13 protein-coding genes are annotated in these 13,001 nt (G+C 59.5%); 7 read left to right on the plus strand and 6 right to left on the minus strand.

Annotated elements, in window-relative coordinates; translation table 11 throughout:
- Positions 1–10: 10 nt before the first annotated feature.
- The 3 genes from PH552_RS19590 to PH552_RS19600 are packed head-to-tail and all read right to left on the minus strand — an operon-like array spanning position 11 to position 3,171.
- A complete protein-coding gene (locus PH552_RS19590) occupies positions 11–1,270 on the minus strand; it encodes an ABC transporter substrate-binding protein (RefSeq protein WP_112345017.1) in 1,260 nt (419 codons plus the stop codon).
- A 42-nt stretch (positions 1,271–1,312) separates the two neighbouring features.
- Complete coding sequence (locus PH552_RS19595) at positions 1,313–2,479, minus strand: PLP-dependent transferase (RefSeq protein ID WP_113250246.1); 1,167 nt, start codon at positions 2,477–2,479, stop codon at positions 1,313–1,315.
- Positions 2,476–3,171, minus strand: coding sequence for a FadR/GntR family transcriptional regulator (locus tag PH552_RS19600; protein WP_112345219.1), 696 nt, complete (start codon positions 3,169–3,171; stop codon positions 2,476–2,478). The genes PH552_RS19595 and PH552_RS19600 overlap by 4 nt, the downstream gene beginning before the upstream one ends.
- A gap of 193 nt (positions 3,172–3,364) precedes the next feature.
- Between PH552_RS19600 and PH552_RS19605 the strand changes: the two genes are divergently transcribed.
- Positions 3,365–3,628 (plus strand): hypothetical protein, encoded by a 264-nt coding sequence (locus PH552_RS19605; RefSeq protein WP_285166248.1) that lies wholly within the window; start codon positions 3,365–3,367, stop codon positions 3,626–3,628.
- Positions 3,629–3,908: 280 nt separating this feature from the next.
- Here PH552_RS19605 and PH552_RS19610 read toward each other — a convergent pair whose 3' ends face one another.
- The 3 genes from PH552_RS19610 to PH552_RS19620 all read right to left on the minus strand — a co-directional run bounded on the left by PH552_RS19610 (position 3,909) and on the right by PH552_RS19620 (position 6,360).
- Positions 3,909–4,241 (minus strand): hypothetical protein, encoded by a 333-nt coding sequence (locus PH552_RS19610; protein WP_162736996.1) that lies wholly within the window; start codon positions 4,239–4,241, stop codon positions 3,909–3,911.
- Positions 4,242–4,283: 42 nt separating this feature from the next.
- Positions 4,284–5,510 (minus strand): amidohydrolase family protein, encoded by a 1,227-nt coding sequence (locus tag PH552_RS19615; protein ID WP_285166250.1) that lies wholly within the window; start codon positions 5,508–5,510, stop codon positions 4,284–4,286.
- Between the two features lie 136 nt (positions 5,511–5,646).
- Positions 5,647–6,360: a GntR family transcriptional regulator gene (locus PH552_RS19620; RefSeq protein WP_112345021.1), complete on the minus strand. Its 714-nt coding sequence runs from the start codon at positions 6,358–6,360 to the stop codon at positions 5,647–5,649.
- Positions 6,361–6,627: 267 nt separating this feature from the next.
- Here PH552_RS19620 and PH552_RS19625 point away from each other — a divergent pair, with 267 nt between their 5' ends.
- The 6 genes from PH552_RS19625 to PH552_RS19650 all read left to right on the plus strand — a co-directional run bounded on the left by PH552_RS19625 (position 6,628) and on the right by PH552_RS19650 (position 13,000).
- A complete protein-coding gene (locus tag PH552_RS19625) occupies positions 6,628–7,716 on the plus strand; it encodes an ABC transporter ATP-binding protein (protein WP_285166251.1) in 1,089 nt (362 codons plus the stop codon).
- Between the two features lie 31 nt (positions 7,717–7,747).
- The gene (locus PH552_RS19630) at positions 7,748–9,046 is read left to right on the plus strand and encodes an ABC transporter substrate-binding protein (RefSeq protein WP_112345023.1); all 1,299 of its coding nucleotides are present in this window, start codon (positions 7,748–7,750) and stop codon (positions 9,044–9,046) included.
- A gap of 71 nt (positions 9,047–9,117) precedes the next feature.
- Positions 9,118–10,029 carry an ABC transporter permease gene (locus PH552_RS19635; protein ID WP_112345024.1) on the plus strand — a complete coding sequence of 304 codons (912 nt, stop codon included), beginning with the start codon at positions 9,118–9,120 and terminating at the stop codon, positions 10,027–10,029.
- A 1-nt stretch (position 10,030) separates the two neighbouring features.
- Positions 10,031–10,852 carry an ABC transporter permease gene (locus PH552_RS19640; RefSeq protein ID WP_112345025.1) on the plus strand — a complete coding sequence of 274 codons (822 nt, stop codon included), beginning with the start codon at positions 10,031–10,033 and terminating at the stop codon, positions 10,850–10,852.
- 4 nt (positions 10,853–10,856) lie between these two features.
- Positions 10,857–11,600, plus strand: coding sequence for an aspartate/glutamate racemase family protein (locus tag PH552_RS19645; protein WP_112345026.1), 744 nt, complete (start codon positions 10,857–10,859; stop codon positions 11,598–11,600).
- 110 nt (positions 11,601–11,710) lie between these two features.
- Entirely contained in the window at positions 11,711–13,000 is a 1,290-nt protein-coding gene (locus PH552_RS19650) for a DUF763 domain-containing protein (RefSeq protein ID WP_112345027.1), read from the plus strand.
- Position 13,001: the final 1 nt, after the last annotated feature.

The raw sequence follows: 13,001 nt of genomic DNA on the forward strand, positions 1-13,001 counted from the left end.
CATGTGCGTTCTATTTCTTGGCCAGGAATTTCTGCTGGGCCTTGGTCAGGTAATCGGCCCACTGGTCGGCCAGATCCTTGGCCGAGATATCGCCGAGCAATGCCTGCTGCGACGTCTTGATCGCCAGCGAATCCTTGAAGAAGGCGAATTCCTCAAGATAGGTCGGCATGACAGTGGGAACGGTGTCCTTGTCGGCCAGCTCCTGGAACCAGCCCTTGAACTGATCGCCGGCGTAGAATGGGTCTTTTTCAGCGGCCGTATAGGCTGGAAGTGCGCCGATCTTCTTGTTCCATTCCAGATTGCCTTCCTTGCCTTCAAGGGTCGCGATCAGCTTCCAGGACAGATCCTTGTTCTGGCTCGTCGCGAACATCGACCAGCCGGCATAACCGATAGTCGGGAAGGACTTGCCATCCGGCCCCTTCGGCAGCGGCGCTACGCCGAAATCATCCTTCTTCATGCGTTCGGCGACGGCGATCAGCGCATCAGGATCCTGATCGAGGAAGGCGCAGGTGCCGGAATAGAAGCCGGCGACGACCTCGTTGAAGCCCCAGTTGACGCTGTCCTTCGGCGCATAGCCCTTCTTGTAGAGATCGACCATCCACTCGATGCCCTTCGCCCAGCCCGGGCTGTTCATCGTCGACGTGCCGTCATCCTTAAAGTATTTATTGTCCCCGGCCATGGTGGCGGCAAAGATCATCCAGCCGTTGAGACCGCCCGGACCTCCGCGCATGCAGTAGCCGTATTTGCCGGGCAGCTTGGAGATGGCCTCGGATGCCTTGACGAACTCGTCCAACGTCTTCGGCGGCTCGGCGACGCCGGCATCCTTCAGGATCTTCTTGTTGTAGAACATGGCGCGCAGATAGAAGCCGTAGGGCAGCATGTAGGCGGTGTTCTTGACATCCCGGCCGAGCTGAAGCGCGCGGGGCGTCAGTTCACCCGTATGCTCCCACTTGGCGAGGTAGGGCTCGAGGCTTTCGAGCATGCCGTTATTGCCATAGAGCGACAGCCAGGTATCAGGCATTTCCATCACGTCCGGCGTATCGCCGGCCGAAACCATGGTGGCGAACTTCTGAAAGGCCTCGTTCCAGGGCAGGGAGATGATGTCGACCTTGGTGCCGGGATTTGCGGCCTCAAACTTGGCGACGATCGATTTGAGCGTCTCGGTGCGCTCGGGGCTGGTGATGACTTCCACAAGCTTGAGCGTCGTGTCGGCAAAGGCGGTGCCGCCCATCAGAGCGGTAAAGAGTGCTGCTGTTATCAGTCTTTTCATGTCGGTTCCCCCTTTTTAGGTTTTCCTCTCAGATTGACGATGTCACGAGGCGGCGGCGATTGCCTCCTCGAGTTCCTTCCACAGGGCCTCGGTTCCTTCGAGGCCGATATGGAGACGTACGGAGCGCGGATTGATGCCAAAAGTATGCGCTGAGTTTGGCTGCGCCTTCTGTTGCAGCACGACTTCGCCCGGCACGATCAGGCTCTCATGTCCGCCCCAGCTCACACCCAGCTTGAATAGCGTGAGGCGATCGGCAAAGGCGCGGATATCGACGCCCTCGCGGAAGATGAAAGAAAACAGGCCCGAGGTGCCATTCAGTCCGGATGGCAGCCGGTTGGCCAGGCCCGGGTGGCAGACTTGCTCGACGACATCGAGCTCCTGCAGCCGCCTGGCGATCGTCATCGCCGCCGCCTCATGCGCCTTCATGCGGATCGGCAGGGTGCGCAGGCCGCGGATCAGGAGCCATGCGTCGAAGGGCGAAAGCTTGCCGCCGAGATAGGGATAGGCTTCCGCCTTCAGCCGCGCGATCATCTCCTTCGAGCCGGCGACAACGCCGGCGACCACGTCGCTGTGCCCACCGAGATATTTGGAGGCGGAATGGATGACGAGATCGACGCCGAGCTTCAAAGGCTGCTGGAAGTAGGGCGTGGCCCAGCTATTGTCGATCATCGAGACGACGCCGTGCTGCTTTGCAAGGGCGGCCAGAGCGCCGACATCATGCGCTTCCATGACCCAGCTGGTCGGGCTTTCCATGTAGAAGACCTTGGCGCCGGGAAGCGCTCGCGCGACGGCTTCCTCATCGCGGCCGTCGACGTAGGCGACTTCGACCTTCATGCGCTTCAGAACGGTGCCGAAGAGGCGGAAGGCATCGGGATAGACATGCTTGACCGCAACGATGCGGTCTCCCGGCTCGACGAAACTTAAGACGGCCGACGAGATCGCCGCCATGCCGCTGGCAAAGCCGAGCGCATCTTCGGCTCCCTCGAGTTTTGCCAGCATCTCCTCGAACATGCGCACGGTCGGGTTGAGGCCGCGCGTATAGATCGGACGCACCTTTTCGCCGCGATAGGAGGCGATCATCTCGTCATAGTTCGAGAAGGTGAAGAGCGATGTCTGGAAGATCGGCGGCACGACGGCTTCGGCAAAATTGCCGCCGTCGTGAGCAGTAATGAGGGATGCGAGTTCGAACGGCTCTAGCCCGTCGGTCATTGGGACATTTCCTTGATGTCTTCCTCGACGACGTCGAGAATTTTCAGTGTTTCGGCCCGCGCAGCCTCAGGATCCTGGTCGACGATCGCGTTGAACAGCGTGCGGTGATAGGGGAAGGACCGGCGAGCAAAATCCTGCCGATCGAAGGGATGCTCCCAGAATCGCTCGAAAGTTTCGCGCATCTGTTCGAGAAGCTGCCGGAACAGCGGATTGTGGGTGGCGTCATAGACGGCAAGATGGAAAGCCAGATCCTCGGGCCCGGATGTGCCCTTGGCCATATGGACGCGCTCCATCTCGTTGAGCTTCTCTTCAATGATGACGAGGTCTTCGTCGGTGCGCTTCCTTGCAGCCACCATGCCGGCCTCGCATTCGATGCCGCGGCGGACCTCCAGCGTCTGCAGCAGCGCATCGCGCAGATGTGACGGGTTGAAGGAAAGCGGCATATGGATCGTCGCTTTCGAAACCGGCTTCAGCAGATAGGTGCCGCTGCCTTTGCGCGTCTCCATGACGCCGAGTGCCTGGAAGTAGGTAAGCACTTCGCGAATGGTCGAACGCCCCACCGAAAGCGCGGCCATCAGCTCACGCTCGGTCGGCAGCCTGTCGCCCGCCTGCAGCTTCGACGATTCGATGAAGGTCGACAGCGCGTCGATGACTTGCCGCGTCCGGTCGATGGAGGGAAGGGGTGTCAGCATCGGTTTGGTCATGGGTCGATAAATTGGTCTGACATCTGCCATCAGGTCAATCTCTTTTTCTTGGCACGCGCATTTTTCCGGCCCTTAAATTTTAAGGACGCAAAGCGAGCGGCAACGAAGGTTGTTTGCGGCCTTCAAGAGCACCGATAGCGCTGATAGAAGGAACGTGTTGTGAGTCCCGGGCTGGAAGAGAATGGCCGCAAGAGATCGATATTCACGAAAGCTGGAATGCGCGAAATGCGATCACACCGGCTTCGCCGAAGTTTCCGAAACTGACGATCGTCGGGCGACGAGCCGCGATTTCAAGATAGACGAGATGCCGCGCGGCTTTTCCACGGAGCGGCCATCGAACGATCCGCGCAAGCATATGGTCCGCTGCCGGTGCGGCTCGGTGTTTCCTTTCGAGCAGGACACGATCTATGCACCAGGCGGCGAGCCGCGGCGCAGAAAGGCATAGGCCGAAAAGAAAAAAGCCCCGCACAGGCGAGGCTAAGCTTGTGCCGCTCCGGGGAAATCGGAAGCGACGCGGCATTGTCTAACGGTCGTCTTCTCTCCCGGCTAGGTCAGTTTTGCCGATAACGGTACGCTTGCGTAAAAAAGCTTTTCATTCGTGAATCACACCTGAAAGCTGGTGGAAAATATCGGCAATCAATCCCGGCAATTCCTCTGAAGTAAACGCCGTCGAACTCACGGAAGAGGGTACTTGCCTCTAACGAGAAACATAAGTGTAAACCATTTTACCGTGCAACATTGTTCAGCTGGCGTTCATTTTCGCGCGGGCAGAAAGGCAATGGCCGCAACGCCTTGCGGTTGTCGAGGCTCGGCTTCCGATTGGCTTTCGGGCCTGGTGGCCGGGCCTCGCAGATATTGAAATGAGCTTGGATATAGGCATGCGGCTGCTTCGCGCTTTCGTCGACTGGATCCTGCGCCGCCGCCAAACGCGGCTGCAGCAGGACGTAACTCAACATTCCGCCGATGATCCGTGGGTTCTTCAGCAGATCGAAAAATTCGAGCGCGAATTGAAGCGATAGGCGCATCGCGACGCGATCGGCCTTCGATCGATGAAGCATGACGTTGTCCGAAAGCCGCTTACACTTTCGGCATCATGCTCTTCAGCCTTCCGGTGTGAGCAGGCGTGCCCGTGGGCGCATGAAAGTCTGCCTGCCGTTCTTCCAGCCGGCAATCGGGTGCCGGATTTCACGAACCAGCGACAACGGATCGGCAGCATCCACCACCACGATATCCGCCTCCACACCTAGCTTGAGGTCATAGTCGCGTCCCATCACTCGCGCGGCATTGATGGTGACCATGTCAAATGCCGCGGCGATGTCTTCATCCCTCGACAGCTGCGCTGTATTGGCGAAGAAATTGGCCATGCGGGCAAGGGAAGCATCGCCAAAGGGGGTGAACGGATTGAGGACATTGTTTGTCGCCACCGTCACGGTAACCCCATTGCCTGTCAGCAGCATCGCCGGGGCAAGGCCGCGCGGGACAAGATGATCGCTGTCCCGGCCAAGCAGGAAGAGATCGGTTGCCGGCAGAACCGTCACCGCGATTCCGGCATCGGCAAGACGCTTCGCAATCTCGCCGGCTTCGAAGGACGACATGGCCGCAAGCTTGGTGACATGGCCGATGGAAACGCGGCCGCCATAGTTCCGCCGCTTCGTTTCCGCCAGCACGGCGGGGATTGCGGAACCCGATGGGTTGAGATCGAAATCGATATGGAAATCGACGTCGACATCATGACGTTCCGCCAGATCGAAAATCCGGCTGATATGAGCTGGGGGATCGGGATCGGTATAAGGGCAGCCGCCGACGAGATCCGCTCCGTCGCGGAGCGCCTGATCCAGCATGCCCTCTGTTTCGGCCTCGTTGGTCAGGCCTTCCTGCGCGAAGGCGCAAATCTGGATATCGATCGCCCAGGCATAGGCGCGCTTGATTTGCTTGATTGCCTCGAATGACCGATAAGCCGCGCGTGGATCGATCTCGACGAAAGTCCGCATCGCCGTGGTGCCATTGACGATCGCATTTTCGACCACCCGGGCGGCGCGCGCATGGACGTCCTCGACCGTGAAGGCGGCTTTTGCCTTGGCGGTCTCGCGGACGGCCTCTTCCAGCGTGCCTTCGCATATGAAGCAGCGGTCGAGAATGCAGGCCTTGTCGAGATGGATGTGGCTGTCGACAAAGCCGCCGAAGGCGAAGCAGCCGCACATATCGTGACGCGGCGCATCCACAGTCAACTCATGCTCGATCGCGGCAATCCTGCCATCCCTGAGACCGATATCGTAGCAACCGTCCCGCCCGGCGATACGGACATTCGAAATCACCAGATCGAGCATGAAGCTGCCTCGCTCATTGCAGTGGGGTAGCCATTAGCGAGCTTGGCCTCGGCAAAGAGGATTTCCGTCATACTCAACTTTCCCCCTTCAACCGATAGACAGCGATCCGAGCGCAACTGCCTGCAAGACGGCGGTCTCACCGCTCGAACGCTTCTTTCAGCCCGAAGCTTTTGCGCTCGCGCAGATCGAGATCCGCCTCGATATGCGCGATGTGATGAAGCATCAGATCGCAGGCCGTGTCGATATCCTTCTGCTCCAGAGCGGTGATGATGTCACCGTGCTCGGAATGGCCACAGCTGGAGGCGCTCGACTGTCCGTAGAGCGCAATTACCAATGACGAGCGGGCGACAAGCTCCTCCATGAAACGCTGCATGATAAGATTGCCGGAAATGGCCGCCACCATCAGATGAAAATCGCCCGAAGCCTTGATCTCGGCGCGGCGTGCGGATTGGCCGCGCTCGCCCATCAGGCGGCCTTCTTCCAGGAGAAGCTGTCTCAGCTGCCTGAGTTGAACCGGGGTAATCCGCTCGGCCGCCGATTTCAATATGCCCGGCTCCACCAGGCGGCGCGCGGCGAATATCTGCTTGGCTTCCTCGGGCGATGGATAGGCGACGAAAGCGCCTCTGTTCTTTTCAACGCTGACGAGCCCCTCATAGGAAAGCGCCTGCAAGGCGGCGCGCGCCAGAGTGCGGCTGACATTGAATAGGCCGCCAACATCACTTTCGGAGAGCTTCGTACCGGGTGCCAGCCTGCGCTCGACGATCGCGTCACGAATGGCGTCGCGGATTTGCTGTGCGCCCGTCTCCGTGGAGTCGATGGGCGTCAGAAGCCCGTCTGCTGAAGAATCCATAATCGCCTACCTGAATGGTCGCCAAAAATGATAACTTGTTTCGGCCCGAAGTTAAATGAAATCTTATGCAAAGACGATGCTAAATTGTATACAATAATTTGCACAAATCGAGCACAATAGCCTATTTGATGAGCAGACACCGAACTGCCTCAAGAAAGGCAGAATACCATTCCTCTCAGAATAAGACAAATATTTCAGTAATTTAGCGCATCGCAGCGAAACTGGCACGATTGATGCAGTGTCTTTCCCAAACCAAAGGGGAAGATGATGTCGAAAGCGGCAGAGATCGATATAGTGTCCGTTTCGAAGGTCTACGGGGCGACCACGGCCGTTCATGCGATCAGCCTGAAAATCCCGGCTGGCTCCTATTGTTGCTTCCTGGGGCCGTCCGGCTGCGGCAAGACCTCGACGCTGCGCATGATCGCGGGCCACGAAGGCATTTCCTCCGGCGACATCCGCCTTGGAAACACCGTCGTGACGGACTTCCCGCCCGCCAGGCGCGGCACGGCGATGATGTTCCAGTCTTACGCGCTGTTTCCTCATCTGGACCTCATCGACAACGTGGCTTTCAGCCTGAAGATGAAGGGTGTCGCAAAGGATGAGCGTCGGACCAAGGCGCTCGAAATGCTGAAGCTTATGCAGATGGAAGCCTATGCGACCCGGCGCCCGGCACAGCTTTCAGGCGGCCAGCAGCAGCGTGTCGCGCTGGCACGCGCGCTGATCACCGATCCGGAAGCGCTGCTGCTGGACGAGCCGCTGTCGGCGCTCGACCCATTCCTGAAGATCCGCATGCGCGCCGAACTGAAGAAGCTGCAGAAGATATTGGGCATCACCTTCGTCCATGTCACGCACAGCCAGGAAGAGGCGATGGCGCTCGCCGATATCATGGTCATCATGAATGACGGGCGGATCGAGCAGGCCGCCTCGCCACGGGAGGTCTTTGAGCACCCCGCAACGGCCTTCGTCGCCCGCTTCATGGGTGACCACAACGTCCTGTCGGGGCGGGTAACCGCGAGCGAAGACGGCCTCATCACCATGGCCGTGCCCGAAGGGCAGGGCTTTTCCGTGAGAGGAACGGGACGCCAGGCCGGCGAAGCCGTGGATATCGCCATCCGCACCGATCGTGTCCGGCTTTCGCAGGCTGATGGTAAAGGCCTCGGCTTCAACGGCGTGGTCTCCAATGTCGAATATCGCGGTGCGACGCTGAAGATCACCGTTATCGGTGCGGGAAGCGACGATTTCACAGTGATCGCAAGCAATGACGATGACGCCGCCAAATCCATAACGGTCGGCGACGCCGTCTCATTGAGCTGGGCCCAGGAGGACGCGATCCTTCTCGGCCGTATGTCCGCATGAAAATCCGAAGCATCAAAAAAGGGGAACTGACATGACAACTGAAACCAAGACTACCAAGACGACGAAAGGCATTTCCCGCCGCTCGCTACTGAAGACCGGCGCGGCCGCGCTCGGCGCCATGGCCGGCTCCGGTGCCATCACCGGCTTTCCGACCATCTGGGCGCAATCGAACATCACGCTGCGCCAGTTCGGCACCGGCGTTTCGAACATCAATGCCATTGCGGAGAAGTGCAAGGCCGATCTCGGCATCACGCTCGAGATGACCGCGACCGATTCCGATGCCGCCGCCCAGCGCGCCGTGACGCAGCCGAACAGCTACGATATCGCCGACATCGAATACTGGATCGCCAAGAAGGTGTTCCCGACCGGCGTCTTGCAGCCGATGGACGTCAAGAAGCTGAAATATTACGACAAGATCGTGCCACTGTTCATCAATGGCAAGCTGAAGCCCGATAGCGTGATTGCACAGGGCACGGCGCCGCACACGGTCGGCTTCGTCGAGGGACAGGCCTCCCGCAAGTTCGCCAAGGAGCCGACGCAGTGGATGACGATGGTCCCGACCATCTACAACGCCGATACGCTCGGCATTCGTCCCGATCTCACCGGCCGTCCGATCAACAGCTGGGCCGATATTCTCGATCCCGCCTTCAAGGGCAAGACCGCGATCCTCAACATCCCGTCGATCGGCATCATGGATGCCGCGATGATCATGGAAGCCGCCGGCAAGATCAAATATGCCGACAAGGGCAACATGACGAAGGCGGAAATCGACAAGACCATCGAGTTCCTGATCAAGACCAAGGGCGACGGCCAATTCCGTGCCTTCTGGAAATCCTTCGACGAAAGCGTCAACCTGATGGCTTCGGGCGAAGTGGTCATCCAGTCCATGTGGTCGCCGGCGGTTGCCGCCGTCCGCTCCAAGGGCATCGCCTGCACCTTCCAGCCGCTCAAGGAAGGCTATCGCGCCTGGGGCGGCGGTCTCGGCCTTGCCTCGCATCTCAAGGGCGCACAGCTCGACGCGGCTTATGAGTATATCAACTGGTATACGTCCGGCTGGGTCGGCGGCTATCTCAACCGCCAAGGCTACTATTCCGCCTGCATGGAAACTGCAAAGCAGTTCATGTCGGCCGACGAATGGGGCTACTGGATCGAAGGCAAGCCGGCGCAGGGCGATATCCTGTCTCCGGAAGGCAAGGTGATGGAGAAGGCCGGCGCCGTCCGCGACGGCGGTTCCTTCGAAACCCGCATGGGCGCGGTCGCCTGCTGGAACTCGGTCATGGACGAGGACCGCTACATGGTCCGCCGCTGGAACGAGTTCATCGCTGCCTAAGCTGCATAGCCGTCATCTCCTCTCCCCGCTTCAAGGCGGGGAGAGGATCCTATCAATGGAGAAGCCGGAATATGGCGACAATCGCTTCCTCGGATGCGGAGCAGGAAACTCAGAAGGCCAGACGCGGTTTAGCCGTGCCCGGCTGGGCGGTTGCCTATCTGCAGGCAACGCCGCTGTTTCTCATTCTCGGCTTCTTCTTCCTGTTGCCGATCGCCATGATCGGCATCGTCAGTTTCTGGGATTATGATTTCGCCGGCCTCTATCCGGCATTCCTGACCACGAATTACACCGATACGCTCGGTTCGTGGGTTACATGGAAAACCTACCTCAACACATTGAAATTTACAGCCATTGTCTGGGCGCTGACACTCTTCATCGGCTTCTGGGTCGCCTATTTCCTGGCTTTTCATATCCGCCGTACCTCGACGCAGATGATCCTTTTCCTCGTCTGCACCGTGCCCTTCATGACGTCCAACATCATCCGCATGATCTCGTGGATACCCGTTCTCGGGCGCAACGGGCTGGTCAATTCGACGCTGATCGAGATGGGCCTCATCCCGCAGCCGATCGAATGGCTGCTTTATTCCGATTTCGCCGTCGTGCTGGCCATGGTGCATCTCTACACGCTGTTCATGGTGACGCCGATCTTCAATACGCTGATGCGCATCGACCGCTCGCTGTTCGAAGCCGCGCGCGATGCCGGCGCCAGCGGATGGCAGGTGCTGTGGAATGTGGTCATTCCGCTTGCGAAGCCTGGGATGGCGATCGGCAGCATCTTCGTCGTCACGCTCGTCATGGCTGATTTTTCCACCGTGCAGGTCATGTCGGGCGGCCAAAGCGCATCCATCGCACTGATGATGAAGAACCAGATGTCGCTGCTGCAATATCCGGCGGCCGCCGCCAATGCCGTCGTGCTGCTGATCGTCGTGCTGCTGATGGTCGCCGCCATCCTGCGCATCGTCGATATTCGCAAGGAGCTCTAGGATGAACCGCGAAAAGCGCAGCCTCGAATTCTACGTCCTGGCGATCTTCTTCACCATTTTCGTGTTGTTTCTCTATGGCCCGCTCTCGGCGGTCATCATCCTGTCCTTCCAGGGGCCGGACGGCGGCCTGACCTTCCCGTTGAATGGTGTCTCGCTGCATTGGTTCGCCAATCTCTTCGAGAAGCAAGCGGTCGGCGATTTCGGCGCCTCCTTCCAGCGCTCCTTGATCCTTGGCGTGATGGTCATGATCGTGACCGTTGTCGTCTCGCTGCTGGCAGGGCTAGCCTTTCGCCGCCGGTTTCGTGGCTCGACATTCCTGTTCTATGCGACCGTCGCCAGCCTCGTCGTCCCATCCATCATCATTTCGCTCGGGATCGGCGTTGTCTTCCAACAGGGGGGCATCGCGCCGGCCTGGTATTCCTCCGCCTTCGGCGCGCATCTGACCTGGACGTTGCCCTTCGGCGTGCTGATCATGTTTGCGGTCTTCAACCGGTTTTCGCCGGCCTATGAGGAAGCTGCCCGAGATCTCGGTGCTAGCTCCTGGCAAACCTTCCGCCATGTCGTGCTGCCGATGATCGCACCGAGCCTGATCGGCGTCGGCCTGTTCGGCTTTACGCTGTCCTATGACGAGTTCGCCCGCACCCTGATGACATCAGGCACCTACAACACCCTGCCACTCGAGATCTACGGCATGACGACGAATGTCACGACGCCGGTGCTCTATGCGCTCGGAACGGTGACGACGCTCTTTTCCTTCACCATCATCCTGCTGGCGCTTGCGATCATGACCATGCTCGGCCGCCGCCAAGCCAAGAAAAGCTAAGATCATGCGCCTGCTGCTCATCAATCCGAATACCACCGTTTCCATGACGGAGAAGGCGGCGATCGCTGCACGCGCCGTGGCGAGCGCCGGCACGGAGATCATTGCTGCCACCTCGCAAATGGGGCCGGCTTCGATCGAGGGCTATTACGATGGAGCGCTGGCCGTACCCGGTATGCTGCGTGAACTGAGGGAGAGGCGGGCTGAAGGCTATGACGCCGCGATCATCTGCTGCTTCGACGATACCGGCCTGGAAGCCGCACGCATGTTTTGCGATGTGCCCGTTGTCGGTTTGTGCGAAGCTGCCGTTGCAACAGCCGGCTTTCTGGCGCAGCGCTTCAGCGTGGTGACGACACTCGAACGTTCGCGCATCCTCATCGATAATCTCGTCCAGCGCTACGGCATGGGCGCGCGAGCGAAGGTTCGAGCTTCGGACATTCCCGTTCTCGAGCTTGAGGACTCGTCTTCCGGCGCGATCGGAAAGTTGCGGGCGGAAATCGAACGCGCGCTTGCCGAAGATGGGGCGGAGGCAATCGTCCTCGGCTGCGCCGGCATGACGGATCTCGCAAGGGAGCTGCAATCGATCTACGGTGTCCCGGTCGTGGATGGTGTTGCCGCGGCGGTCAAGCAGGCCGAAGCGCTGGTGTCCTTGGGTCTCTCCACCAGCAAGCGCAGCTCCTACGCCTCGCCATTGCCCAAGCCGTTTTCGGGAGCAATGCAGGACTTCGCGCCGACACCGGTATTGGCCTAATCTCATCACAATCCAACGTGCACGGCCTCCGCTGATCGCTAAAGCGTTGCGATTGGCATATCTCCGCTCCCGGGACTACAATGTCTCGATAAAGAACGAGAGTCGTGGATTTGGCACAGAGAGCTGGCAAAGCTGATCTTCCCCTGCATGGCGGCCGCGTACCGCGCTGGCTTGGAGACCGGATGACGCGCTTGGGTGCCGTCATTACCGAGGCGGTCGTGCAGCATTATGGTCGCGACGAGCTGTTTCGGCGCCTTGCCAATCCATTCTGGTTCCAGTCTTTCGGCGCCGTCATGGGCATGGATTGGCATTCCTCGGGGATTACGACAAGCGTTCTGGGTGCCTTGAAGCGCGGCCTGACGCCGCTTTCGGGCGAGCTCGGCATCCATGTCTGCGGCGGCCGTGGTGCGCAATCCCGAAAGACGCCGGGCGAACTGCTTGAGATCGGCGATCGCGTCGGCATCGACGGCGCGTCGCTCGCGACCAAGAGCCGACTGATCGCAAAAGTGGATAGTGCAGCCGTGCAGGATGGCTTCGATCTCTATCTGCATGGCTTCATCGTCGCGGATGACGGCAAGTGGGTCGTCATCCAGCAGGGCATGAATGGCGAACGGCGGCAGGCGCGGCGCTATCATTGGTTATCCGAGGGCCTCACGAGCTTTCTGGATTCGCCCCACGCAGCCATCGAAGGGCGCGAGCAGGGCGAGATCATCAATCTCGCCGATCGGCGTGCGGAGCGCTCCCGCAGCGAACAGCTCGATTTGCTCGCCTCGATAGGTCCGGACGGAATTATTCGTGAATTCAATGCGCTGGAGAGACAAGCTGAAGTAAATGATAAAATCGAGCTTCAGCCGACGCTGCCCTATCTTATCATGCCGGCACATCATGACGTGCGTGAAGAAGATGTGAACATGCGGCGTTTGCACGGAAATCTCGCCGCCGCGGCCGACCGTGGTCCGGTCGATTTCCAGGAATTGCTGCTGACGCCCGGCGTCGGCGCCAGAACGGTCAAGGCTTTGGCGATGGTCGCCGAAGTCGTGCATGGCGCACCCTGCCGTTTTTCCGATCCGGCGCGCTTTTCCCTCGCGCATGGCGGCAAGGACCGGCATCCCTTTCCCGTGCCGCTGAAAGTCTATGACGAGACGATCAGCGTGATGAAATCGGCGGTCAGGAAAGGCCGTCTCGGTCGCGACGAGGAATTGTCGGCTCTCAAGCGCCTGGATGATCAGTCGAGAATGCTGGAACGCTATGTCACCGGCCCTGATCTCAAGGAGATCGTAGCCGGCGAATTCGACCGCTCTTACTCCTATGGCGGCCGCAGCGTTTTCGGCTGGGAGCCTCCCTCCGAATCCGATGGCGATCGCATCGAACCGGACCAGCTCCGCTCCCGGAAAAGCTGAC

The organism is Rhizobium aureum, assembly GCF_030182495.1.
In the GTDB taxonomy this organism is placed as follows: Bacteria; Pseudomonadota; Alphaproteobacteria; order Rhizobiales; family Rhizobiaceae; genus Rhizobium; species Rhizobium tropici_C.